The sequence below is a fragment of the Rhodococcus sp. NPDC057529 genome (assembly GCF_042802055.1).
GTDB lineage: Bacteria > Actinomycetota > Actinomycetes > Mycobacteriales > Mycobacteriaceae > Rhodococcus_F.
On sequence record NZ_JBHVEY010000005.1, the window covers coordinates 213806 to 238311 of the forward strand.

The 24506-nt window shown below is 69.1% G+C and carries 24 protein-coding genes and 2 pseudogenes; 14 read left to right on the top strand and 12 right to left on the bottom strand.

Annotation, left to right across the window (positions count from 1 at the left end; translation table 11 throughout):
* Window positions 1–93 precede the first annotated feature (93 nt).
* Genes ACFU5V_RS11915 through ACFU5V_RS11925 form a run of 3 tightly spaced genes read right to left on the bottom strand, consistent with a single transcriptional unit; the run spans window position 94 to window position 1930 of the window.
* Window positions 94–918: an MBL fold metallo-hydrolase gene (locus tag ACFU5V_RS11915; RefSeq protein ID WP_378699313.1), complete on the bottom strand. Its 825-nt coding sequence runs from the start codon at window positions 916–918 to the stop codon at window positions 94–96.
* Window positions 919–935: 17 nt separating this feature from the next.
* Window positions 936–1259, bottom strand: coding sequence for an AzlD domain-containing protein (locus tag ACFU5V_RS11920; protein WP_378699315.1), 324 nt, complete (start codon window positions 1257–1259; stop codon window positions 936–938).
* Window positions 1256–1930, bottom strand: a complete 675-nt coding sequence (locus ACFU5V_RS11925) for an AzlC family ABC transporter permease (RefSeq protein WP_378699316.1) — start codon at window positions 1928–1930, stop codon at window positions 1256–1258. The genes ACFU5V_RS11920 and ACFU5V_RS11925 overlap by 4 nt, the downstream gene beginning before the upstream one ends.
* An 83-nt stretch (window positions 1931–2013) precedes the next feature.
* Here ACFU5V_RS11925 and ACFU5V_RS11930 point away from each other — a divergent pair, with 83 nt between their 5' ends.
* The 3 genes and pseudogenes from ACFU5V_RS11930 to ACFU5V_RS11940 all read left to right on the top strand — a co-directional run bounded on the left by ACFU5V_RS11930 (window position 2014) and on the right by ACFU5V_RS11940 (window position 4208).
* Complete coding sequence (locus ACFU5V_RS11930) at window positions 2014–2568, top strand: helix-turn-helix domain-containing protein (protein WP_378699318.1); 555 nt, start codon at window positions 2014–2016, stop codon at window positions 2566–2568.
* Between the two features lie 140 nt (window positions 2569–2708).
* Entirely contained in the window at window positions 2709–3071 is a 363-nt protein-coding gene (locus ACFU5V_RS11935) for a YciI family protein (RefSeq protein WP_378699320.1), read from the top strand.
* Between the two features lies 1 nt (window position 3072).
* Window positions 3073–4208: pseudogene (locus ACFU5V_RS11940) on the top strand (RNA polymerase sigma factor).
* 7 nt (window positions 4209–4215) lie between these two features.
* Here the strand turns inward: ACFU5V_RS11940 and ACFU5V_RS11945 are convergent.
* Window positions 4216–4692 carry a hypothetical protein gene (locus ACFU5V_RS11945; RefSeq protein ID WP_378699322.1) on the bottom strand — a complete coding sequence of 159 codons (477 nt, stop codon included), beginning with the start codon at window positions 4690–4692 and terminating at the stop codon, window positions 4216–4218.
* 254 nt (window positions 4693–4946) lie between these two features.
* Between ACFU5V_RS11945 and ACFU5V_RS11950 the strand changes: the two genes are divergently transcribed.
* Together ACFU5V_RS11950 and ACFU5V_RS11955 are read left to right on the top strand one after the other, a co-directional pair.
* Window positions 4947–6770, top strand: a complete 1824-nt coding sequence (locus ACFU5V_RS11950) for an amino acid permease (RefSeq protein WP_378699324.1) — start codon at window positions 4947–4949, stop codon at window positions 6768–6770.
* On the top strand, window positions 6767–7657 hold the full coding sequence (locus ACFU5V_RS11955) for a universal stress protein (protein WP_378699326.1): 891 nt from the start codon (window positions 6767–6769) through the stop codon (window positions 7655–7657). Before ACFU5V_RS11950 ends, ACFU5V_RS11955 begins: the two co-directional genes overlap by 4 nt.
* A 3-nt stretch (window positions 7658–7660) precedes the next feature.
* Here the strand turns inward: ACFU5V_RS11955 and ACFU5V_RS11960 are convergent, their stop codons facing one another.
* The 4 genes from ACFU5V_RS11960 to ACFU5V_RS11975 form a co-directional block, all read right to left on the bottom strand.
* Window positions 7661–8551: a metal ABC transporter permease gene (locus tag ACFU5V_RS11960; protein WP_378699328.1), complete on the bottom strand. Its 891-nt coding sequence runs from the start codon at window positions 8549–8551 to the stop codon at window positions 7661–7663.
* A 6-nt stretch (window positions 8552–8557) separates the two neighbouring features.
* Window positions 8558–9295, bottom strand: coding sequence for a metal ABC transporter ATP-binding protein (locus ACFU5V_RS11965; RefSeq protein WP_378699330.1), 738 nt, complete (start codon window positions 9293–9295; stop codon window positions 8558–8560).
* Window positions 9292–10218: a metal ABC transporter substrate-binding protein gene (locus ACFU5V_RS11970; protein WP_378699629.1), complete on the bottom strand. Its 927-nt coding sequence runs from the start codon at window positions 10216–10218 to the stop codon at window positions 9292–9294. The genes ACFU5V_RS11965 and ACFU5V_RS11970 overlap by 4 nt, the downstream gene beginning before the upstream one ends.
* Before the next feature lie 102 nt (window positions 10219–10320).
* Entirely contained in the window at window positions 10321–11712 is a 1392-nt protein-coding gene (locus tag ACFU5V_RS11975; RefSeq protein WP_378699332.1) for an NAD(P)/FAD-dependent oxidoreductase, read from the bottom strand.
* Window positions 11713–11905: 193 nt separating this feature from the next.
* On the opposite strand from ACFU5V_RS11975, the gene ACFU5V_RS11980 reads away from it, so the two are divergent.
* On the top strand, window positions 11906–12454 hold the full coding sequence (locus ACFU5V_RS11980) for an Lrp/AsnC family transcriptional regulator (protein ID WP_378699334.1): 549 nt from the start codon (window positions 11906–11908) through the stop codon (window positions 12452–12454).
* Window positions 12455–12462: 8 nt separating this feature from the next.
* On the opposite strand, the gene ACFU5V_RS11985 is transcribed toward ACFU5V_RS11980, so the two are convergent.
* Window positions 12463–12804 (bottom strand): YciI family protein, encoded by a 342-nt coding sequence (locus tag ACFU5V_RS11985; RefSeq protein WP_378699336.1) that lies wholly within the window; start codon window positions 12802–12804, stop codon window positions 12463–12465.
* 905 nt (window positions 12805–13709) lie between these two features.
* Between ACFU5V_RS11985 and ACFU5V_RS11990 the strand changes: the two genes are divergently transcribed.
* Window positions 13710–14699 (top strand): Acg family FMN-binding oxidoreductase, encoded by a 990-nt coding sequence (locus ACFU5V_RS11990; protein ID WP_378699338.1) that lies wholly within the window; start codon window positions 13710–13712, stop codon window positions 14697–14699.
* A gap of 21 nt (window positions 14700–14720) precedes the next feature.
* On the opposite strand, the gene ACFU5V_RS11995 is transcribed toward ACFU5V_RS11990, so the two are convergent.
* Entirely contained in the window at window positions 14721–15002 is a 282-nt protein-coding gene (locus ACFU5V_RS11995) for a DUF1876 domain-containing protein (protein ID WP_378434194.1), read from the bottom strand.
* A 237-nt stretch (window positions 15003–15239) separates the two neighbouring features.
* On the opposite strand from ACFU5V_RS11995, the gene rox reads away from it, so the two are divergent.
* The 4 genes from rox to ACFU5V_RS12015 all read left to right on the top strand — a co-directional run bounded on the left by rox (window position 15240) and on the right by ACFU5V_RS12015 (window position 19556).
* Window positions 15240–16673: a rifampin monooxygenase gene (gene rox / locus ACFU5V_RS12000; protein ID WP_378699340.1), complete on the top strand. Its 1434-nt coding sequence runs from the start codon at window positions 15240–15242 to the stop codon at window positions 16671–16673.
* 104 nt (window positions 16674–16777) lie between these two features.
* Entirely contained in the window at window positions 16778–17062 is a 285-nt protein-coding gene (locus tag ACFU5V_RS12005; protein ID WP_043823996.1) for a hypothetical protein, read from the top strand.
* 68 nt (window positions 17063–17130) lie between these two features.
* Window positions 17131–17778, top strand: coding sequence for a response regulator (locus ACFU5V_RS12010; protein ID WP_378699343.1), 648 nt, complete (start codon window positions 17131–17133; stop codon window positions 17776–17778).
* Between the two features lie 47 nt (window positions 17779–17825).
* On the top strand, window positions 17826–19556 hold the full coding sequence (locus tag ACFU5V_RS12015) for a GAF domain-containing sensor histidine kinase (RefSeq protein WP_378699345.1): 1731 nt from the start codon (window positions 17826–17828) through the stop codon (window positions 19554–19556).
* Between the two features lie 51 nt (window positions 19557–19607).
* Here the strand turns inward: ACFU5V_RS12015 and ACFU5V_RS12020 are convergent, their stop codons facing one another.
* A complete protein-coding gene (locus ACFU5V_RS12020; RefSeq protein ID WP_378699347.1) occupies window positions 19608–20354 on the bottom strand; it encodes a response regulator transcription factor in 747 nt (248 codons plus the stop codon).
* A gap of 157 nt (window positions 20355–20511) precedes the next feature.
* Here ACFU5V_RS12020 and ACFU5V_RS12025 point away from each other — a divergent pair, with 157 nt between their 5' ends.
* Window positions 20512–21360: an alpha/beta fold hydrolase gene (locus tag ACFU5V_RS12025; protein WP_378699349.1), complete on the top strand. Its 849-nt coding sequence runs from the start codon at window positions 20512–20514 to the stop codon at window positions 21358–21360.
* Here the strand turns inward: ACFU5V_RS12025 and ACFU5V_RS12030 are convergent.
* Window positions 21358–22078: pseudogene (locus ACFU5V_RS12030) on the bottom strand (hypothetical protein); the annotation flags it as partial. The gene ACFU5V_RS12025 and the pseudogene ACFU5V_RS12030 sit on opposite strands and share 3 nt — an antisense overlap.
* 336 nt (window positions 22079–22414) lie before the next feature.
* Here ACFU5V_RS12030 and ACFU5V_RS12035 point away from each other — a divergent pair.
* Both ACFU5V_RS12035 and ACFU5V_RS12040 read left to right on the top strand, forming a co-directional pair.
* The gene (locus ACFU5V_RS12035; RefSeq protein ID WP_378699351.1) at window positions 22415–23920 is read left to right on the top strand and encodes an MFS transporter; all 1506 of its coding nucleotides are present in this window, start codon (window positions 22415–22417) and stop codon (window positions 23918–23920) included.
* Window positions 23921–24080: 160 nt separating this feature from the next.
* Complete coding sequence (locus ACFU5V_RS12040) at window positions 24081–24506, top strand: hypothetical protein (protein WP_378434178.1); 426 nt, start codon at window positions 24081–24083, stop codon at window positions 24504–24506.

Sequence of the window (24506 nt, forward strand, 5' to 3'; positions counted from 1 at the left end):
GGAGGGTAGCCGCTGTCACCGCGTCGGCGGGGAAGAACGATTACAGTGCCCCCGCGAGGGCGCCGCCCGGCGCGGTGGCCGGTTCCGCGACCGTCACGTCAGGTGATCGAACTCCCCGGTCACCCAGGCGCAGTGCCGGGTCGCCGAATACTCGAGCGCCTCCCGGCCGTCGTGGTCGATGACGTTGTCGAAGTTGCCGATGATGCGGTCGAACTCCAGGTGCGCCAACTGGTCCGCGATGCGCCGCACCACCGCCGCGGACAGCGGCAGCCGGTTGGGGTACGACCGCAGGAACGACACGGTGCGGCGGTCCGGGTTGGGGAACACGCCGTCGCCGGTGAGCAGCACACCCCGGCCGTCACCGCCGCCGCGCCAGTGCGCGACGGCGCTGCCCGGGAAGTGCCCGCCGATCTGGTGCAGGGTCAGCCCCGGCGCCACCTCGTGGGTGCCGGACCAGAACACGATCGGCCCGTCGGACCGCGCCAGCCACGAGCGGTCCGCCTCCGCCACCAGGATGGGCACGTCACCGAGCGCCTTCGACCACTGCGTCTGCGCACCGAACATGTGCGGGTGACTGCCCGCGACGGCGATGACCGGGCCGTGCGCGGCGACGGCGTCGACCGCCGCGGCATCGACGAATCCGATCGGATCCCACAGCAGCGACCCGGCGGGGGTGCTGATCACCAGGGACTGCTGACCGATCGCGGTCTTCGGGTCCACGTACAGGCCGTGCAGTCCCGGCTCGACCTCGTGCTCGACGGCGCGATACCCGGCGCCGGCCAGCGCCTCGACGGTGGTCCACTCCTGCCCGCCGAGCGGAATGTACTGGCGTTCGTCGGCGCAGATCGCGCACTCGTCGGGGAGCGGGGTGTTCGGGTCCTGTTCGACACCGCACGTGGCACAGAGATGAAATAACACCCCTCGATGATGCATCCTCACGGCACGCCGAGGAGCCGCAATCCGGCAGCCGTCGCGGCAGCGGACAGCACGATGACGACGAAAGGCGCCTTCCGCCAGACGAGTAGGCCCGCGACGACGACCCCGGTGGGACGCGCCACTCCGGCGAGGTCGTGGCCCTCGGTGAGCGCCGCCGTGCCCACCAGGGCGGTGAGCAGGACCACGGCGGCCGACGCCATGGTCCGCTCCACCCGGGGCCGGATCGCGATCCGAGGCCGCAGCACCGGCCCGGCGAACCGGAACGCGAACGTGCCCGCCGCGAGCACCCCGACCGACCCGATCAGCACGAGGTGCCCGGTCACCGCAGCACCGTCCGCCGCACACCAGCGAGCAGACCCGTCAGCGCCGCGAGCACCGGCAGCCCGGCGGGCAGGACCGGCGTGGCCGCCAGGGCGACGACGGCGCCGACCAGGGCAGGCACCCACACGTCCCGATCGCGCAGCGCCGGCAGCACCAGGGCCAGCAGCACCGCCGGGAACATCGCGTCCAGGCCCAGCGCGGCGGGGTCGCCGATCGCGTTGCCCGCCACCGCGCCGAGCAGGGCCCCGAGCGGCCAGCACACCGCGATCCCCACCCCACACGCCCAGTACGCGGCGCGCCTGCGGTCCGGGTCCGTCTCCCCGAGCGCGAACACCACCGACTCGTCGTTCATCAGGTGACTGCCCACGACGCGCCGGAGACCCCGCCCGAGCACGTCACCGACCGCCAGACCGAACGGCAGGTGCCGGGCGTTCACCAGCAGTCCGGCGATCGTCGCCGCGATCGGGCTGCCGCCTGCCGCGACGATCCCGACGAACAGGAACTCCGCGGAACCGGCGAGAACCAGCATCGACAACGCGACGGGCAGCCATGCGTCGAGTCCGGAGCCCACCGCGATCGCGCCATACGACATGCCGACCAGTCCGTCGGCCAGGCACACGAGCGCGATGCTGCGGAGGGCCCGCGAGCCGAGTGTTCGCTTCATCGAACGCATGACTTATATACTGAACAGGTGGCGCTGCGTTCGTCAAGTCGAACAAGACGACTGAAATAATGAACAGTCTCGGGAAGGGAACCATGGACGGGCAATCCCCGCTGGGATACATCGGGCCTTCGCTGCGCCGCGAGCGCGAACGGTCGGGCATGTCCCTGACCGAGGTCGCCCGGCGGGCTGGTGTTGCGAAATCCACTCTGTCCCAACTGGAATCGGGAGGCGGGAACCCGAGCGTCGAAACCCTGTGGGCCCTCTGCGTGGCGCTGGACGTGCCGATGTCGCAACTCCTCGACCCGCCGCGCCCGCGCGTCCAGGTCATCCGCGCCGACGAGGGACCCGAACTGACCTCCGACCGGGCCGACTACCGCGCCACGCTCGTCGCGTCCTGCCCGCCGTCCGCGCGCCGGGACCTCTACCGCCTCGCCGTCGAACCCGGACCGGCCCGCGGATCCGACCCGCACATGCCCGGCGTGATCGAGCACGTCGTACTCAGTGCCGGTCGCGCGCTCGTCGGCCCGGCGGGCGCCCCCGTCGAACTCGGGCCCGGCGACTACATCGCCTACCCCGGCGATGTCGCACACGTGTTCGAGGCGCTGGAGCCGGGAACCCGCGCCGTGCTGGTGTCCGAACACCACTGACCACACCCGGGACATTTCCTCGTGCACAAAGTTCTTTCGTGCACAGTGTCGATTCGCGGGGCCGGCGTTCGTATAGGAGGTGACGGCCGGCCACAGCACATCCCGAGGCGCCGACCGTCCGATCCGAGGAGGAACCCGACATGACCCAGTACCTGTTGAGCGTGTACCAGCCCGACGGTCCCGCTCCCGAACCCGACGTCCTCGCGAAGATCGCCGACGACCTCGACGCCCTCAACCAGGAGATGGTGTCCGCAGGCGCGTGGGTGTTCAGCGGGGGACTGTGCGCCCCCACCACCGCGACCGTGCTGCGGGCCCGCGGCGGCGACGTGCTCGTCACCGACGGCCCGTACACCGAAGGAAAGGAACACCTCGGCGGATTCACCATCGTCGATGCCCCCGACCTGGACGCCGCGCTCGATTGGGGTCGCAAGCTCACCCGGGCGACGACGCTGCCCATCGAGGTCCGGCCGTTCGCCCACCACGCCGGGGACGGAAGCCACTGACGTGATCGACACCGCCGACATCGAACACGTGTTCCGCACCGAACACGGTCGCGCGGTCTCCGTCCTGGTCGGCGTGTTCGGCGACATCGACCTCGCCGAAGACGCCGTCCAGGACGCCTTCGCAGAGGCGGTGCAGCGCTGGCCGTCGGCCGGGCTGCCACCGAGCCCCGCCGGGTGGATCATCACCACCGCCCGGCACCGCACGATCGACCGGCTGCGGCGGGAGGCGTCCCGGCACGACCGGCACGCGCAGGCCGCGCTGCTGCTCGCCCGCGACGAACCGACGGAGGAGGGCGCCGTGCACGACGACCGGCTACGCCTCATCTTCACCTGCTGCCACCCGGCGCTGGCACCCACCGCCCAGGTCGCGCTGACCCTGCGCCTCCTCGGCGGGCTCGGCACCGCGGAGATCGCCCGCGCCTTCCTGGTGCCCGAGCCGACCATGGCGCAGCGCCTCGTCCGGGCCAAGGGGAAGATCCGGGACGCCCGGATCCCGTACCGGGTGCCGGACGAGACCGATCTCCCGGACCGTCTCCGCACCGTCCTGGCCGTCGTCTACCTGATCTTCAACGAGGGATACACGGCAAGTGCGGGGGACCGGCTGACACGGGCGGATCTGTGCGCCGAGGCCCTCCGTCTCGGCCGGGTCCTGGCCGCGCTGATGCCGGCGGGCGACTCGTGCTCCTGCCCGACCAGGACCGCAGCCGGTGGGATCGCGACCTCGTCACCGAGGGGCAGTCGCTGGTGCGGGACTGCCTGCGACGCAACCGACCGGGCCCGTATCAGATCCAGGCCGCGATCAACGCCGTCCACAGCGACGCCGAGACGGCCGCCGACACCGACTGGTGGCAGATCCTGCAGCTGTACGACCAGCTGATGTCGCTGGCGCCGAGCCCGGTGGTCGCGTTGAACCGGGCCGTCGCCGTGGCGGAGATACGGGGTCCGGCGGAGGGGCTGGCGCTCGTCGACCGGCTCGACCTCGACGACTATCACCTGTACCACGCGGTGCGGGCCGATCTTCTCCGCCGCCTCGGGCGCCCCGTCGAGGCCGCCCGCGCCTACGACGCGGCACACGACCGCACCGAGAACGCGGCCGAGCGGGAATTCCTTCGGACACAGCGCGATTCGATCCGCTGACGCGTGTTCAGAGACCCAGCCCCGGCGGCAGGCACAACGATCCGACACACGCCTGCGTCCGCACGGTGACCGGGAGCGGTTCCGCCGTCGCCGGCTTCGCGTACGCGGTCTCCGGAAGCGGCGCCGAACCCCACACCTCGTCACCGGGACCGGCGTTCTCGCTGCAGATCCAGTGGATCAGATAGTCGCCGTCGGGTACCGCCTCGAACACGAACTCCCGCGGTCCCGGCCCGATCGCCACGTTCGATCGGTGAAACACCGCCACGGACTCGGGGTTCACGATGTCGTCCGCCGCCCGCAGTCCACCGAGCCCGCACACGATGTCGGCACCGGTGTCGTTGGTCAGCGTGGTCGTGACGGTGCTCCCGGCCACGGCGGCGGCCAGGGTCACGTCCGGCGGGTCCGCGGCGGCGGGCGCGGCCAGGAACAGGGCGAGGGGGCCCGCGGCGATCAGCGCGACCGCGACCCGGGGCACGAGTGTCATCAGCGGAACCTTCGTTCTCGGCGGTCTCACTCCGGACGTCACGACATTGATACCCGCCGCGCGGGCCGGTAAACGGCGCGAGGGGACGGACACCGAATCCCGCTCGCCGGACCGGCGCCGCGGCCTACGATTGAATTTCGAGGCCCTGCGGCCGAAGCCCCCCTCGACGTCGCCCAGCCGAACAAACCCTGGGACTCCGACAGTCGGTCTCGCCAGGAGCGAGCACGCGGCGTGTGAAGCATCGGAGGGATGACATGAGCGGAACACCCGCACTGAAGAAGGCACTGAGCCAGCGGCAGCTGACGATGATCGCCGTCGGCGGGGTGATCGGTGCGGGACTGTTCGTCGGCTCCGGTGTCGTCATCGGCGACACCGGGCCGGCGGCGTTCGTCACCTACGGCCTCGCTGGGGTCCTGATCATCATGGTCATGCGCATGCTGGCCGAGATGGCCGTGGCCAACCCGTCGACCGGGTCGTTCGCCGACTATGCCCGCCGGGCGCTGGGCAACTGGGCCGGCTTCTCCGTCGGCTGGCTGTACTGGTACTTCTGGGTGATCGTCGTCGGCTTCGAGGCCATCGCCGGCGCCACGATCATCCAGTACTGGATCGACATCCCGCTGTGGCTGTCCGCGCTGATTCTGATGATCCTGATGACGGCGACGAACCTGTTCTCCGTGTCGTCGTTCGGCGAGTTCGAATTCTGGTTCGCCGGCATCAAGGTCGCCGCGATCGTCGTGTTCATCGCGCTGGGCGCGCTGTTCGTGCTCGGTGTGTGGCCGAACAAGGCGCTGGACTTCTCCAACCTGTGGAGCCACGGCGGGTTCCTCCCGTTCGGCGCCATGGCCGTCACCGTCGGCGTGGTCACGGTGATCTTCTCCATGGTCGGCGCCGAAATCGCGACGATCGCCGCCGCGGAGTCGGCGGATCCGGAGCGGGCGGTGACCAAGGCCGCCAACTCGGTGATCGTGCGGATCGCCGTGTTCTTCGTCGGCTCGACGTTCCTGCTGGCCACCATCCTGCCGTGGGACGACGAGCAGATGGCCGCGTCCCCGTTCGTCGCCGCGTTCACCGAGATGGGGATCCCGTACGCCGACGACATCATGAACGCCGTCGTGCTGACGGCGGTACTGAGCTGCCTCAACTCGGGCATGTACACCGCCTCCCGCATGCTGTTCGTCCTCGCCGCGCGCCGGGAGGCACCCGCGCAGTTGGTCGGGGTGACCCGTCGCGGGGTGCCGGCCATCGCGATCCTCGCCTCCTCGGTCGTCGGATTCCTGTGCGTGATCGCCGCGGCCGTCTCCCCGGACACCGTCTTCGCGTTCCTGCTGAACTCCAGCGGTGCGATCATCCTGTTCGTCTACCTGCTCATCGCCGTCTCGCAGATCGTGCTGCGGTACCGCACCCCGGCCTCGGAACTGCGGGTCAAGATGTGGCTGTTCCCGGTGTTGTCGATCGTCACCGCCGCCGCGATCGTCGCGATCCTGGTGCAGATGTATCTGCAGGAGGACGTGCGGTCGCAACTCGTGCTGAGCCTGGTGTCGTGGGCGGTCGTGATCGTGCTGTTCCTCGCCAACACCTGGTTCGTGCGGCGGCGGCCCGAGGTCGAGGGGGCCGCCGCGACCGCCCGGCCTCACCGGGTCCTGGTGCTGGCCAACCAGACCGTCGAGTCGAAGGAGATGCTCGACGAACTCCGCCGCATCGGCGCGGACCGGGAAGCCGTCTACTTCGTGGTCGTGCCCGCCAGCCCGATCGAGACCGGAACCGCCGCCACCCACGGCCCGCTCGACGTCGCGGAAGCGACCCGGGAGGTCGCCCGGCAGCGACTCGCCGACACCCTGACGACGCTCCGCTCCGAGGACCTCGACGCGGACGGCGAGGTGGGGGACTACCGGCCGTTGCGCGCACTGGCCACCGGCGTCGAGTCGTTCCATCCGGATCAGATCGTCATCTCCACACTGCCACCCGAGGAGTCGGTGTGGCACCGGTTCGACGTCGTGGACCGCGCCCGCGCCGAGCACGGTGTGCCGGTCACCCACGTCGTCGCGCACCCGGTCGGCGCAGGGAAACCCGCTCGATGACGATCATCGCCGGATTCAGCTCGAGCCGTCAGGGGACCGCGCCGCTGCACCTGGCGGCACGGATCGCACGCTGGACCGGGGAGACTGTCGTGGCCGCGGCGATCGTGGAACAGCCGTGGCCGGGGAAGGACGACCCCATCGACCGCGAATACCTGCGCTACGTCACCGCGGAGGCGTTACGGGCACTCGACGGGGTGGTCGGCGGTCTGCCGGGCGAGCTGGACATCCCCACCGTCGTCCACCGATCGACGTCGATTCCCACCGGGCTGATCGAACTCGTCACCGCCCACGACGCCACCCTCGTCGTCGTCGGATCGTCGTCGTCCGGTCTGCTGGGCCGGGTGGCGCTGGGCAGCGTCACCGAACGGCTCGTGCACACCGCGGCGGTGCCCGTCGCGATCGCGCCGCGCGGCTACCCACCGGTGCCCGGACCGATCCGCAGGCTCACCGCCGCCTACGGCGGCGAAGCCGACGTCAACGGACTCATCGCCGCCACCGCGGAAATGGCCGCACGGTGGCCCGCGACAGTGCGGATCGTGTCGTTCACGGTGCGGCCCATGTCCAGGTTCGGTGGCGCGATCGAGCAATCGACCGAGGATCTCGTCGTCCGGCAGTGGACGCGCCGGACCACCGACGACATCGCCCGGCAACTCGACGCGGTTCGCGCCCGCATCCCGGTCCCCGACGTGGACGTGGAGATCGGCAGCGGCACCGACTGGCGCGGGGCGGTCGAAGCCGTGTCCTGGGAGCCCGACGACATGCTGGTGCTGGGTTCGGGAGCCGCCGGACCCGCCGCGCACGTGTTCCTCGGCTCGGCCGCCGCGAAAATTCTGCGGCACGCTCCCGTCCCCGTGATGATCGTGCCGAGGCACGCGCCGGCGGGATAACCGTCAGCGGTCGGCCGCCACCGCCGGGGACGTGGATGCCCGGCGACGCCGGGACGCGGTGATCCGGCGACCGATCACGCCCTGCCGCGGCGCGAACAGATAGACCAACGCGAAGGCAACGCCCTGGGACAGCACCACCATCCCGCCGCTGGCGGTGTCGAGGTGATAGCTCAGATACAGGCCGACGACGGCGCAGGACGCCGAGATTGCCGGGGCGATGATCAGCATCCGATGGAAACTGTCGGTCAGCAGGTACGCCGTCGCCCCGGGGATGATCAGCATGGCCACGACCAGGATGACACCGACGGCCTGCAGGGCCACCACCGCCGTCAGGGCCAGCAGCCCCAGTAGCGCCGCCCCGAGCAGCCGCGGGTTCAGGCCGATGGCGTGCGCATGGGTGGGGTCGAAGGCGTACAGCGTGAAGTCGCGGCGCTTGACGATCAGGGCGGTGAACACGAACGCCCCGAGGATCGCGATCTGGACCAGGTCGGACCGGCTGACACCCAGCAGGTTGCCGAAGATGATGTGATTCAGGTCGGTTTGGCTGGGGGTGACCGAGACCAGCACCAGGCCGAGGGCGAACAGTGTGGAGAACACGATGCCGATCGCGGCGTCCTCCTTCACCCGGCTGGTGTCGCGGACCACACCGATCAGTGCCACGGCCAGGAATCCGAAGATCACCGCGCCGATCGCGAACGGGGCGCCGACGATGTAGGCCAGGACCACGCCGGGCAGGACGGCGTGCGAGACCGCATCACCCATCAGCGACCAGCCGATCAGCACCAGCCAGCACGACAGCACCGCACACACCACCGCGGCGATCAGGGTGGTGATCAGCGCGCGGACCATGAAGTCGTAGCGCAGGGGGTCGACGACGAAGTCGATGACGTCCATTGATTCTCAGGTCCTTGTCATCACGTCGAGGCCGAACGCGGCCGCCAGATTCTCCGGTTGCAGCACGACCGCCGGGTCGCCGTGCCTCAGCACCGTGCGCAGCAGCAGGATCGCCTCGTCGGCGAGGTCGGGTAGCGCATGCAGGTCGTGGGTGGAGACCAGGATCGCCGAACCCGCGTCGGCGAGTTCCCGCAGCAGCGCGGTGATGGTGGCCTCGGATCTTTTGTCGACCCCGGCGAACGGTTCGTCGAGGAGAAGGATGGTGGCGCCCTGCGCGATTCCCCGGGCCACGAACGTGCGCTTCTTCTGGCCACCGGACAGTTGCCCGATCTGCCGGTCCGCCAGGTCCGTCAGCTCGACGCGATCGAGAGCGTGGTCGACGGCCTCGCGGTCGGCCTTACCGGGCCGCCGGGTCGGTCCCATGCGCCCGTACCGGCCGGTCATCACCACGTCCCGCACCGAGAGCGGGAACGTCCAGTCGACGTCCTCGCTCTGCGGAACGTAACCCAGCACCCCGGCCTTGCGCGCCGCGGCCGGCGCCGCGCCGTTGATGCGGACCGTGCCGGTGTCGGGTTTGACCGTGCCCATGATCGTCTTGAACAGGGTGGACTTGCCCGAGCCGTTCATGCCGACGAGTCCACAGACGCGTCCGGGGCGAAGGGCGAGGGAGACCCGGTCGAGCGCGAGCACATCGCCGTAGTGGACGGTGACGTCCTCGACCTCGACGGCCGGCTGCGCGGTCACGACCGCGGCCCGTTCAGTGCGGAGGTGAGGGCGTCGGCGTCGTGCCGGATCAGGTCGAGATACGTCGGCACGGGCCCGTCCGCCTCGGACAGGGAGTCGACGTACAGGGTGCCACCGAACGCGGCGCCGGACGCTTCGACGACCCGTTGCATCGGCGCATCCGACACCGTGGACTCGCAGAACACCGCCGGAACCCGGTTCTGCTTCACGAACTCGATCGTCGACGCGATCTGCTGGGGAGTGGCCTGCTGTTCGGCATTGACCGGCCAGATGTACTTCTCCGTCAGCCCCGCGTCGCGGGCCAGGTACGAGAACGCTCCCTCGCACGTGACCAGTGCGCGTTCGTTGACCGGCAGCGCGCCCAGTTCGGCGACCAACTCGTCCTGCACGGCCTGCAACTGCGCCTTGTACGCGTCGCCGTTGCTGCGGTAGTCGGCGGCATGAGCGGAATCGAGTTCGCTGAACGCGGCGACCATGTTGTCGACGTAGATCTGCACGTTCAGCGGTGACATCCAGGCGTGCGGATTCGGTTTCCCCGCATACGCGTCTTCACCGATGGCGATCGGTTCGACGCCCTCACTGACGACCACGTGCTCGACGTCCACCCCGTCGACGAACTGGCCGAACCAGGCCTCCAGGTTCATGCCGTTGTCGAGGATCAGGTCGGCCTGCGCGGCCTTCTTGATATCGCCCGGGGTGGGCTCGTATCCGTGAATTTCCGCGCCCGCCTTGGTGATCGACTCGACGGTCAGGTGCTCGCCGCCGACATTCGCGGCGATGTCGGCGAGCACGGTGAACGTGGTCAGCACCACCGGTGTGTCGTCGGCGGGCCCGTCGCCCTTGCCGCACCCGGACAGCATCAGCGTCGCGGCCAGCGCTGTCAGTACCGCGGCAGCGGTCGCCGGCCGTCGTCGCGCACCCACCTTGAAGGACGTTGTTTTCACGTGGCGAATCATAATGTTAGGTTCACCGAAACCACAAGTGCGGAACGTCGAGCCGCGGGTGTTCGCCGACGTCCGCGACCGTCAGCTCGCCCGCGCGACAGGGGCGTCCGCATCCTCGATCCGCCGCTCGAGGCTGTGCAGCTGCGCGATCGCATTGCGAGCAGTGATCTGCTGATGCGTGTTGGTCAATTGCCCGCGCCAGGTGCCGAGAAAGGTCCAGGCCCACGACAGCAGGGTGGCGACACGGCTCCGGAACCCGACGACGTAGACCACGTGCACGGCCAGCCACATGATCCACGCGAGGAAACCGGTCAGCTCGACACCGCCGATCTTCGCGACCGCGTTGAAACGGGAGATGGTGGCCATCGAACCCTTGTCTCGGTACCGGAACGGCGGGCGTTCCGGCGCCGGGCGTCGCTTGGCTGCCGCGGCGACCTCGGCGGCGATCCGCTTCGCGGCGTAGCGGCCACCCTGGATCGCGACCTGGGCGACGCCGGGCAGACGGTCGCGGGACATCATGTCACCGACGACGAACACGTCGGGATGGCCCGGCAGGGTCAGGTCCTCCTCGACGGCGACGCGGCCGGCGCGGTCGAGGTCGGCACCCGACTGGGCGGCGAGTTGCGCACCGAGTGGGCTCGCCGCCACTCCCGCGGACCAGACCTTGCAGGCGGACGCGATGCGATGCTCGGCGCCCTCCGCATCCCGGACGGTGAGTCCGCCGGCGTCGACGTCGGTCACCGATGTGCCCAGCCGGACCTCGACCCCGAGCTTCTCGAGCGTTTCGGCCGCCTCCGACCCCAGGTTGTCACCGAACGGCGGCAGTACCGCGGACGCCGCGTCGAGCAGGATGATCCGCGCGTCGCGGGGGTCGAAGTTGGTGTAGGCCCCGGCGAGCGTTCGATGGGCGAGTTCGGCGATCTGACCGGCCATCTCGACGCCGGTGGGCCCGGCGCCGACCACGACGAACGTGAGCAGGCGTGCCCGCTCCCGCGGGTCGGCGGTCACCTCGGCCTGCTCGAACGCGCCCAGGATGCGGCCCCGGAGCTCGAGGGCGTCGTCGATGGACTTCATCCCCGGGGCGTGTTCGGCGAAGTGGTCGTTGCCGAAGTACGACTGCTGCGCCCCGGCGGAGACGATGAGGCTGTCGTACCCGGTGACGGTGGACTGCCCGAGGTGTTCGGACGTCACCGTGCGTTCGGTCAGGTCGATGCCGGTGACGTCACCGAGGCGGACGGCGGCGTTGGCCTGGTCCTTGAGGATCATCCGCGTCGACGGGGCGATCTCGCCCTCGGAGAGGATGCCGGTCGCCACCTGGTACAGCAGGGGCTGGAAGAGGTGGTGTGTGGTGCGGTCGATTACCGTGACGTCCACGTCCGCGCGGCGGAGGGCCTTGGTCGCGAACAACCCACCGAAGCCGGATCCGATCACCACAACGCGGTGGCGTGCGGGCGGGGACTGGGGGTTGCTCATGGTGAGCCTTTCCGATCACGCTGGGAGGCGACGATCTCGGTGTCGGGGCATTGTGCAGCCGTGGACCAGGGGAGTGGGGCGGTGCTCGTGGTTCGTGATGGGCCGGCCGGGGAATTCGGCCGACAGGCACCAATGGTGAACAATCAGCGCACCGAATCCAAGGCGGAAGAAGAAAATTCTCTAGACTGGGCCGATGAAGAAGAATGTTCCGGCCACGCCGTATGTCGACGGGCCGCGGTCGAATGATGTTCGAGCGGGGGCGGCGCCGATCGACGACATCGACCGAATCCTCCTCGACCAGCTCTCGCGGGACGCCCGTACCCCCAACAACGCGCTCGCCGCGCTCGCGGGCATCGCGCCGTCGACCTGCCTGGGCCGGGTGCGCTCCCTGATCGACCGCGGCGTGATCCGCGGATTCCATGCCGACATCGATCCCGCCACCCTCGGCAGGGATCTACAGGCGATGATCGCAGTTCGCGTGCAGGCCAATGCACGACAGCACCTCGGGCAGCTCGCCGAGCAGCTCGCCACCCTCGACGAGGTGCTGAACGTGTACTTCATCGCGGGCGCCGACGACTACCTCATCCACGTCGCCACCGGCAGCAGCGAGGAGCTGAGACGATTCGTCCTCGACCACCTCAGCGCGCACCCTGCGGTCGCCTCGACCGAGACCATCCTGATCTTCGAGCACGTTCGCCCGCGACTCCGGGCGCCACAGGCCGAGCCACCTTCGGGTCGCTGAGAGGCCGGTCAGCTGGCGGGGTCGTACCCGAACGCGCGCACCTCCTGCGCGCACCGGCAGGCAACCGCGAGTTTCGCGGCCCATTCCAGTGCCGCCTCGCGGGACGGCAGTTCCAGTACCGCGTAGCCGCCGTCGAGCTGCGTCGTCTGCGGGTAGGTGCCCGGAGTCACCGTTCCGTCCCCGTCGACCAGGACGGGCGGAACGCTGTCGTCGATGCCACCGCCGAACACCCACACGCCGGCGTCCTTCGCCTCCTGAACCACCGCGTGCGACGCATCCGACACCGCCTGCAGATCCCCGTCGGGAACGACCATGGCAGCACTGGGAAACGAAATCAGATACTTCGTCATCGCGTCGATTCCTTCTTCGTGTCGGATGAGTGGACTCGGGACGAACACGACTTTAGGGGACCACGACGACAAGCGGCGTCGGTCGAACACAAGTTCGATCATCTGCTACGGTGACGGTTCGGCGCCGGTGACGAGGTAGGGAAGACTTCGTCACCGGCGCCGTCTGCACCTCGGCCCACGGGAGGACGGGCAGGTCGCTCGAGTCGGTCGATCGCGGTAGCTGACGTCATTTCTTCCCGGCGATCCCGTGCGAGCCGGATCCTCCGATGGTCGGCCCGGGTGGTGCTGCGCCGCGCGGTGGTGGTGCGGGTGGCGTCGGCAACGCGGCGGGTGGGGGTCCGCCGACCGGACCGATGGGTGGGTGCACGAATGCCCGGGGGTGGGCCCTCAGGTCCGCTAGTTGACATAATGTCGATTATCGGCAAGAAGTGGCGTTTCATCGCCGCAGGTCGGAGGCCCGAATTCGGCCTGCCTGTATACACGCGGCCGGTTCTGCGCCGACCGGTCTGCCCGATCCGCCGACGCCCGATTCGGTGCGTCACGACTCGCCGCGGCGTTGCCGTACCGTCGCGTCGCGATCCGTTCGTTCGCGGGTTCTGAATAATATTCACGCCGGCGGATGTGCGGCGCAAGGCCGGTAAGGCCAATTCGGCCGCCGACGCCGCGGTGGCCCGGACACCCGCCGTTTCCGAATGAACGTTCGGGTGCCGGGTGGTCCCCCGGCACCCGAATGGGACACCTTGTTTCGTCACTGTGACGAAATGGATGGTCGCAGGGCGACTCGAATCCCCGCCCGGCGGTGACCATCGGCCCTAATCTCGCGCCGACGGACGGCGAACACTGGGATACAGGCACCGGCGTTCCGCGCCGGCCGGCGCGGAACGCGATTCACCGAGGAGGCGATCGTGAACAGCACCATCCCCGACGACAACGTTGTGCGCATCGCCGTGGACCTCGCCTGCCGGGCGCCGTCGGTACACAACAGCCAGCCGTGGCAGTGGACGTACGCCGACGGTCAACTCGACCTCTACACCGAACGCGGCCGTGTCCTGGCCTCGACCGATCCGTCGGGCCGGCAGTTGGTCGTCAGTTGCGGTGCCGCGCTGAATCATCTCCAGACGGCGCTGACCGCGCTCAAATGGGCGGCGGACGTCCAGCGTGTCCCGGAGGGGCCTCACTCCGGTCACCTGGCGACGATCCGGTTCCGTCACGACGCCCGGCCGCAGTCGCACGACTTCGACCTGCTCGCGGCGATCCGGCACCGGCATTCCGACCGCAGGCCCTTCGGTCCCGTCAGCGTGAAGGCGCCGCTGCCCGCCGCGTTGGACGACGTGGTGCGACGCCAGGACGTCCACCTGACCGTGCTGCGGCAGGAGGCGCGTCCGGCGCTCGCCAGGGCAACCGAAGCGACCGCGGCCGCCAGGAAATACGACTCCGCCTATCAGGCCGAACTACACTGGTGGGCCGGTCATTCCATCGCACAGGGCGGAATCCCCCCCGAGGCGCTCGCCACCGCGGACAGTCGGGACCGCGTCGACATCGGGCGCCGCTTCCCCGCCGGCCGGGACGCCGACGTCACCACGGAGACGGACCGTTCGACGGTGCTGGTGCTGAGCACCGCCACCGACGGTCGCGGTGAGTGGCTCCGCGCCGGTGAGGCCCTGTCCGCCGTGCTGCTGGAGGCCACCGTCGGCGGTTTGTCGACGTGTCCGCTGACCCACATGACGGAACTCCGTCAGGGCCGGGAGATCATCCGCGAACTGCTCCCCGACCGCGGATTCCCGCAGGCGCTGATCAGGGTGGGCACCACCGAGAAGAAGTCGGCGCCGCGGCAGACTCCGAGACGGCCCGTCGAAGCGGTCTTCTCGGTCGGCCGGCGTGGCATCCGCCGGTGACGGGTCCGTCGGTGCGGGCGATCACCCGGTGAGATGGACGCGGCTGTGCGTGGCCGTTTCCACGTCGGCCGCGGTGGCCTCGATCAGTTGGTGCGCGAGGTCGGACAACGCGCGTGCGGTGGCCAATTCCTCTCCGATCTCGGGTATTTCGGTGTCGTCCGGGTTTCGGCGCGCGAGTCCGGACCCGACGAACGTGCGGGTGTCGCGGGTTCGGAGCCGGGCCTGTGCGCGGGTTCTGGAGCCGCCTTCTTCCGAGTCGTGTTCGTCGATGACGATCTCCACCAACCATGTCGTCGCGTTCATGTCCGGTGGCCTCCGTTCGGTGTGAGTGCGGGACCGAGGTGGTCCTAGTACCCAGTGTCCTACGGTGCCGGAGATCAATGAACAGTGAGAATGACGGGACGGCATAGGAAAAGGCAGGGAGTCGTCCACTCCGTGCCCCTTTCAACGTATAGCGCACCGGGGGTCTTGCGGCAAGACCCGGGTCGTGCCGCAGAATTTCCCGGTCGAAGCGCGAAGCGTGTCGAAAGAGGGGGTTTCATGATCGACGTGATCGTTGCCGGCGGCGGACCGACCGGCCTGATGCTGGCCGCCGAATTGCGGCTGCACGGCGTGGACGTGCTCGTGCTGGACAAGGAACCGGAGCCGACGAAGGTGGTCCGCTCGCTCGGGCTGCACGTGCGCAGCATCGAACTGATGGATCAGCGCGGCCTGCTGGACCGGTTCCTCGTGGAGGGCACACGGTACGAGGTCGGCGGCTTCTTCGCCGGCATCGACGCACCGTGGCCCGACCGGATGGACACCGCACACGGGTACGTCCTCGGCATCCCGCAGACCGTCACCGAGCGCCTCCTGGCCGAGCACGCCACCGAACTGGGCGCCGAGATCCGGCGCGGCTGCGAACTGGTCGGGCTGAGTCAGGACGAGGACGGGGTGAGCGTCGAGCTGACCGAGTCCGGCGGCTCCCGGCTGCGCGCCGGGTACCTCGTCGGCTGCGACGGCGGCCGCAGCACGGTCCGCAAGCTGCTCGGCGTCGGCTTCCCCGGCGAACCGTCCAGGGTGGAGACGCTGCTGGCCGAGGTGGAGCTGACGGCGCCGCCGGAGGAACTGGCCGCCGTGGTGGCCGAGGTCCGCAAGACGCAGAAGCGGTTCGGCGCCATGCCCCTCGGGGACGGGGTGTACCGTCTCGTCGCGCCCGCCGACGGGGTCGCCGAAGACCGGATGGTCCCGCCGACCCTGGACGAGTTCACGCGGCAGGTGCGGGCTCTCGCCGGCACCGACTTCGGTGTGCACTCGGCGCGCTGGCTGTCCCGCTTCGGCGACGCGACCCGGCTGGCGGACCGTTACCGGATCGGTCGTGTGCTGCTGGCGGGCGACGCGGCGCACGTCCACCCGCCGACCGGCGGTCAGGGCCTCAACCTCGGCCTCCAGGACGCGTTCAACCTCGGCTGGAAGCTGGCCGCGGAGGTCGGCGGCTGGGCCTCGGACGGCCTGCTGGACAGCTACCAGACCGAACGGCGCCCGGTGGCAGCCGACGTGCTCGACAACACCCGCGCGCAGATGGAGTTGATGTCCACCGAGCCGGGTCCCGGGGCGGTGCGCAGGCTGCTGGCGGAACTGATGGACTTCGAGGAGGTGAACCGGTATCTGATCGAGAAGATCACCGCGGTCGGCGTCCGCTACGACTTCGGCGCCGGCCACGACCTGCTCGGCCGGCGGCTGCGGGACGTCGCATTGAAGCGCGGCCGCCTGTACGGGCTGATGCACGACGGACGAGGGCTACTGCTCGATCAGACGGGCCGGCTGTCCGTGGCGGGCTGGGCGGATCGGATCGACCACGTCGTCGACGTCAGCGAGGAACTGGACGTGCCGGCGGCGTTGCTGCGGCCGGACGGTCACGTGGCGTGGGTCGGTGACGATCAGCGGGATCTGCGCGGGGTGCTGCCCACATGGTTCGGCCCCGCCGATGCCTGAGGACGGACGTGTGACCTTCGGCCCTGTCATTGTGCTCGCCGTTATCGCACCGTTGTACGTGGGCCGGCGCACGACATCGGAGCCGGTGAAGGAACGAGGAAACCATGTTCGAACACTCCACCGCATCGCCGCGCGAGGATCGTCACCGGTGGGAGGACGAGCCCGGCGAGTTCCTGTACGTGCATCCCGCGGGGTTCGCGCTTGCGGTGGTGTCCGGAGCGGTGACCGCGGGCCTGGTAGTGCTGCTCGGTGCGTGGCTCGCGACTCCCCTCGTCGGAGTCGGCGCCGCGGCGACGCTCGTCGCGACCGTGGGGTTGGCGGCGGCGATGTTGATGCCGCACCGGCCGCGGCGTCGCGGATCCGGGCCGTTTCGTCCGGCCGCGCGCTGACCGGCCCTGTGCTCGCCGGCGTAATCTGAATTCTCCGAGGGTAACGCGGCCAGGTCTGGAGGGTGCCCATGATCAGGGTTTTCCTGGTGGACGACCATGAGGTCGTCCGACGAGGGATCGCGGATCTCCTCACCTCCGATCCCGCGCTGACGGTGGTCGGTGAGGCCGCCTCCTACGCGCAGGCGATGGCGCGGGTGCCCGCCCTGAAACCGGATGTCGCTGTCCTGGACGTGCGTTTGCCCGACGGCAACGGAATCGAGCTGTGCCGGGAGCTGCACTCGCTGATGCCGGAGTTGCATTGCCTCATCCTGACGTCGTTCACGGACGAGCAGGCGATGCTCGACGCGATTCTCGCCGGGGCCAGCGGATACGTCGTGAAGGACATCCGGGGTATGGAGCTGGCTCAGGCGGTCCACGACGTGGGTGCGGGCAAATCGTTGCTCGACAGTCGTGCCGCCGGCGTCCTGATGGACAAGGTGCGCGCCGACGCCGATGGGAAGGACGGCATCTTCGCGCACCTGACCAATCAGGAGCGAACCTTGCTCGCCTTGCTCGGAGAGGGGCTGACCAACCGGCAGATCGCCGCACGCATGTTCCTCGCGGAGAAGACGGTCAAGAATTACGTGTCCCGGCTGCTGACCAAACTGGGTGTGGAGCGCAGGACGCAGGCGGCGGTGCTGGCCGCGAAGATGCCGTCGAAGCCGTCCGGCACCTGACGGCCCGATGACCGTTCCGGCTCCGGGTGAGGTCACCGGGTGGGACAATGCGTCGTGTGACCCGTCAACCGGACGAGCGCGACCGAGGCACCCTGCTCGGTAGCCTGTCCGAGCTGAGGCTGCGCGAACTCCTGACCGAGGTGCAGGACCGCATCGCGCAGATCGTCGACGTGCGCGATCACGTCGACGGCCTCCTCGAGGCGATGCTGGCCGTCACGTCGGGACTCGACCTCGACAACACGCTCCGCACGATCGTGCACGCGGCGATCGATCTCGTCGACGCCCGGTACGGTGCGCTGGGGGTGCTCGCCCCGACCGAGGGGCTGAGCGAGTTCGTCTACGAGGGCATCGACGAGGAGACACGGGAGCGGATCGGTGACCTGCCCCGTGGTCGCGGCGTCCTCGGTTTCCTCATCACCGATCCGAAGCCGGTCCGGCTGGAGGATTTGTCGCGGCACCCGGTGTCGGTGGGATTCCCGCCGCACCATCCGCCGATGAAAACCTTTCTGGGAGTTCCCATTCAGGTGCGTGAGGAGGTGTTCGGCAATCTGTATCTCACGGAGAAGGCCAACGGTGCGCAGTTCACCGAGGACGACGAGGTGCTTCTCCGCGCGCTGGCGGCGGCCGCCGGTATCGCGATCGAGAACGCCCGCCTGTACGAGGAGTCCCGGACGCGGCAGGCGTGGCTGGAGGCGACACGGGAGATCGCGACCGAGTTGCTCGCCGGCAGCGACACCGCGGAGGTGCTGCAGGTGATCGCCGACGACGCGCTGGCCCTGACCGCCGCCGACAGTGCCTTCCTCGCGGTGCCGGACGATCCCGACATCCCGTCGGACGAGGTGACCGAGCTCGTGGTGACGGCGTCGGCGGGAACGGTGTCGGATCGGATCATCGGCCGGGCGATCCCGGTGGACAGGTCCACGTCCGGTGAGGCGTTCCGGGAGCGGACACCGTTACGCGTCATGGCGCTGGCCTTCGATCCCGGGTTCGAGACGGGGGCCCGGTTCGGTCCGGCGCTGGCGCTGCCCCTGCGTGCCGCGCAATCGGTGTCCGGGGTGCTGGTGACGCTCCGCCATGTCGATGCGGCGCCGTTCACGGACGACCAGCTGGCGTTGATGTCGGGTTTCGCGGATCAGGCGGCGGTCGCGTTGCAGCTGGCCAACAGTCAGCGCCGGATGCGTGAGCTCGACGTCCTGTCCGATCGCGACCGGATCGCGCGTGACCTGCACGACCACGTCATCCAGCGGCTGTTCGCGGTCGGTCTGTCGTTGCAGAGCACCCTGCAGCGGGCGAAGGCTCCCGTCGTCAAGGACCGGCTCGAACAGTCGATCGACGACCTGCACGACATCGTGCGGGACATCCGCACCGCCATCTTCGATCTGCACGGTGGTTCGGGTGGGATGACCCAGTTCCGGCGGCGGCTGCACGAGATCGTGGCCGAGACGACCGCGGATTCCGGGTTGCGCACGACGGTGCACATGTCGGGGCCACTGTCCGTCATCGACTCTGCGCTCGCCGAGCATGCCGAGGCGGTTCTGCGTGAGGCGTTGAGCAACGCGGTGCGGCACGCGGGGGCCGACACGGTGACGGTGAGCATCTCGGTCTACGACGATCTCGCGATCGAGGTCGCGGACGACGGCAAGGGATTCGAGGGGCACGTCGCCACCAGTGGGCTGGACAATCTGGCCGCCCGGGCGCGGGACGTGAACGGGCACTGCGCCGTCGACTCGACTCTCGGCGGTGGAACCACGCTCCGGTGGTCCGCTCCCCTTCCGTGAGTGCTGAGCGCCGCGGCGGCTTCGAGGGGCGCACCGCCCCCGGGCCCGGTGTCAGGACACGGCGGCGGGCACCTGACGGGCGGGGTCGATGCTGTCCGGGCGTACGTTCTCGCCGAGGGCGAAACCCACCCCGCGCACGGTGTGGACGACATACGGAGATCCGACGGCCACCAGTTTCCGCCGGAGGGAGCAGATGTAGGCGTTGAGGACGTTCGTCTTCGATTCGACGGTCACACCCCACACCATCAGCATGAGGTCGCGTCGGGTGACGACCCTGCCGACGTTCTGCGCGAGCACGGTGAAGAGGATGAATTCCGTCCGGGTCAGGGTGGTCCGCAACCCGTCGTGGTCGGTGTCGTGCCGCTCCTCGCACAGGCAGAGATCCTGGCTGTCGTCGGGGGCCGGCGCGGGCACCGCGGGTTTCACACGGCGGAGGATCGCGCGGAGTCGGGCGACGAGTTCGTCCGCACCGACCGGCATCTCCAGCACGTCGTCGGCGCCGGCCTCGAGGAGGTCGCTGCGGCGGTTGCCGGAACGGAAGGTGCCGATCACGACGATGGCGAGCGCGAATCGCATCGTCTTCAACCCCCGGACCGTGGCGTCGGCGTCGAGGTGGGGTGATCGTGCGTCGACGATCACCACGTCGGGGGGTTCGATCCGCGACCGCACCGGTTCCGCGTAGGTGCGCGTGACGAAGAATCCTCCGTCCCGGAGGCGTTCGACGAGGGAGCTTTCCACGTCGGCGTCGATGAGCAGGACACGCGGCCGGGCGGCGGCCGGGCTCGACACAGAGTTCATGCGGATTCCTCCTGTTTTCGAGCCTCACGTCGGTGTGCCGATAGATCAACCCGGCGCCGAAGATCAAGTTCCCACGCCGCAGTTGATGACGATATCGAGAGGAACTCCCCTATCGTTACCGTGAGACCGCTGCATCACCCGATCGGGAGGTCGCTGTATGTCGGAACTGCGACACATCGCATTGCACGGGGACGACGTCGCCTACCGCCTGTGTGGTGAGGGCGAGACGCTTCTGCTCGTCCACGGGATGGCCGGAAGTTCGGCGACGTGGCGTGCGGTCCTCCCGCAGTTGGCGCAGCGCTACCGGGTGCTGGCCCCGGACCTGCCCGGTCACGGCCGTTCGGCCAAACCGCGCGGCGACTACTCGCTGGGAGCGTTCGCCGCGTGGTTGCGTGACCTGTTGCACGAGCTGGACATCGAACGGGTGACCGTGGTGGGGCAATCCCTCGGCGGCGGGGTGGCGATGCAGTTCAGCTATCAGCATCCCGAACTGTGTGAGCGCCTGGTCCTCATCGGCAGCGGTGGACTGGGACCGGACGTGAACTGGACGCTGCGGTTGCTGGCGGCGCCCGGATCCGAGTTCCTGCTTCCGCTGATGGCGCCCGTCGCGGTACGCGACGCCGGCAACAAGGTTCGCAGCTGGCTGGCGGCGATCGGGGTTCGGTCTGTGCGCGGCGACGAGATGTGGCACGCCTATTCGTCGCTGTCCGATCCGGAGACCCGGCAGGCGTTCCTGCGGACGCTCCGCGCGGTCGTCGACCATCGCGGGCAGGCGGTGAGCGCGCTGAGCCGGCTGTATCTGAACGCGGGTCTCCCCACCCAACTGATCTGGGGCGATTCCGACGGCATCATCCCGGTCTCGCACGGTTACGCGGCGCACGAGGCGATGCCCGGCAGCCGGCTTGCCGTCCTCGCCGGTATCGGTCACTACCCGCACCTCGAGGATCCGGCCGCGGTGGTCGGCATCATCGACGACTTCGTCTCCATCATGCCCGCACGCAGGTGACCTCGATCGACGCCACCCGGCGACGTCGTCGCCCCGATCACCGCGTTCACGGTGACTCGGATCGGGCGGCGCGGATGCGTCGTCCGGTGACGAGGATGTAGATGCTGACCAGCAGCACCCAGGCGGGGAACGCCAGCGTCGTCCACAGGCTGAAGCTGACGACCAATAGCAGGGCCAGGGCGAGCACATACGTGGTCACGACGAGGAATCGCGGCATAAGTCCGGTCCGGAGCCAGATCGTTCCCAGCGAAATCATGAACACCGCTGCCATGCGCAGCGCGTAGACGTGGTTGATCTGCAGCATGATCTCGCGGCCGAAGTAGACGATCTCGTCCGCGGAGCTGCCCGAGTGCCGGGCGATCGCGAGGACGCCGCCCGCCACACCCATCGAGACGAAGCCCATCGCGAGGAACAGCAGCCCACTGCCCAGGAATACCGTCGCGAAGAAGCGATCCTCGAGGTCGCCGAGACGGTCGCGGATGACGCCGATGAACCAGAGGAACGCGATACCCGCGAACGGGGCGAGCACGAGGGCCGTCTTGATCCGCGTCTCACCGCTTCCCACCCAGGGTGTTTCGTCGAACGGGTCGGCAGGCAGCGCGGTGTGCAGGAGGACCAGGCTGGCGGAGAAGAACGCGGCGAACACGATTCCCGCGACGGCCGCCGAGCGCGGAGTTCTCAGCCGGCGGAACTGCTTCTCGCGCTGCATGGCGGCCATGGGTCAATCCTCGCTCGAGCGGTGAGCGGGAATCACCGATTCGCGTCAACCGCCCCCGGGATCGGGTGCAGAAACCGACCGCCGCGTCTGCTACCACCGATTCGGTGGCGCGACCTGGCCTTTCCCTCTGTGCCGGTGCAGACGGGGCGTGTCGGTCTCCCGCTGGGCGGAACGCCGCATGGCGTGCCGCATTCCCGAGAACTGTGATGTCAATTACACATTCGCGAGACTTCGACCACCGAATGTGACCACCCACCCCTACCGCCCGGCTCGGACGCGCCGCAGTGCCGCGGCACCGCCACGAGTTCCCGTGCAGGTATTCGAAAGGACCCGATGATGGTCACCCATGCGCCAGACGGCGGACCGGCTCGGACGCGACAGCAGGACGCGGCCGACGAGCGATGGACGCCCCGACTGATCTTCTCGCTCGCCTCGATCGTGTTGCTGCTGGAGATGCTCGCGGTCAGCTACATGATGATCTCGATCGCCTTGCCGCAGATCGTCACCCACTACCGGACGACGCAGGGTGCATGGTTGCTCACGTCGTTCCTGCTGGTGGGGGCAATCACCTGCCCGCTGATCGGCAAGCTCGCCGACACCCACGGCAAGCGCAAACTGCTGTTGACGGCCGTCGGTCTGTCGGCGCTCGGGTCGCTGATCTCCGCGATCGCACCGACGTACGCGGTGCTGATCGCCGGCCGCGCCCTGACCGGGCTGCTCGTGCCGTGCCTGTTCCTGAGCTATTCGCTGATCCGCGACGTGTTCCCCGCCCGGACGGTGGCGCTGGCGGTCAGCATCGCCACCAGCGGCATGGGGCTCATCGCGATCCCCGCGCCGTTCTTCACCGGGTGGCTGATCGACAATTTCGGCTTCCGGAGCATCTTCTGGTTCTTCCTGGCCGGTCTCGTGGTCCTCGGCGTCCTGATCCGGGCGACGACCGGCGAGTCGACCGTCCGCCTGCGGTCGCGCATCGACCTGATCGGTGCCGCGCTGCTCGGCGCGGGACTCGCCGGCATCCTCGTCGGCGTGAGCTTCGGTCCGTCGTGGGGCTGGACGTCGGGATCGACCCTCGGGTTCGTCGCCGGCGGTGTCGCCCTGCTGGTGGCGTGGATCGGGTCCGCACTCGTGATCGCGGATCCGCTGATCGACATCCGGTTCTTCGGTAAGCGGCCCGTGTTCCTGACGGCACTCGGCGCCGGATTCTGTTACGGCACGTCCGCGGTGTTCACGATCATGCTGCCGATGATGTGCATGACCCCGGCGATCCTCGGGCTCGGCTACGGATTCGGCATCAGCGCAGAGGGATTCGCGATCTTCCAGGCGCCGTTGGGTGGTGCGGTGGTGATCGGTGGACTGATCGTCGGAACCCTGGTACCCCGTAACGTGCGGCCGCGGATCCTGATGGTCGTGGGCATGCTGGTGATGGCCGCGGCCTGCCTGCTCACCGCGACGATCCACGACGACAAGGCACTGTTGATCGGCTTCGCCGCCCTCCTGGGAATGGGAATGGGAATGGGGTACGCCTCCGTCCCGAACCTGCTCATCGCCGCGGTGCCGCCGCAGTTGCAGGCGACGACGGCGAGCATGGTGGCGGTGTTCCAGAGCATTCTGCCCGCCATCCTCCCGGTCATCGCGTTCACCGTGTTGAACTCGCACATCGCGACCGTCATGCAGGGCGCCGTCTTCTACACGGACACCGGCATCACCATCGCATTCGTGATCGGCGCGATCTCGGCGCTGCTGGGCGCGGTCGTCGCCGTCGCGCTGCCCCGCAGGATGTCGCAGCTGAGTGCACCCGGTGCCGAGTCCACGACGACGACCGACGCCGTCCTCGCCCACTGAGCCCCTGACCCACCCACGGTCGTCGCCACGTCCCCGCGCCGGGCGCGGCGGCGACCGCCGGGCGGGCGCTCCGTCGAAACCGCTCACCGGTCGTCGGCCGGGTGGGAGGCTGAAGCGAGGAAACAGCTCTCTGGTTCGACTCGCACGACAGGAGACCACCATGCGACTGACCACACTCGGCGACCTTCCCGGACGCATCGCGACCGGGACGTTCATCCTCCATTCGGGGATGCAGAAATGGTCGGCGGACGAGCAGACCGCCCAGGGCATTCACGGTATGGCGGCGGGTGCGTTCCCGTTCCTGAACGCGATCCCACCGGAGCGATTCGTCAAGTTGCTGTCCGTCGCCGAAATAGGCACGGGCGCAGCATTACTCGCACCGTTCGTGCCCACCGCCGTCGCCGGGGCCGCGCTCGCCGGGTTCTCCGGTGGCCTCGTGGCCATGTACGCGAGGACCCCCGGTCTGCGGAATCCGGGCAGCATCTGGCCGAACGAGAACGGCATCGCCATCGCGAAGGACACCTGGATGCTCGGGATGGGACTCGGCTATGTGCTCGACGGATGGACGCGGTTGCGCAACCGCTGA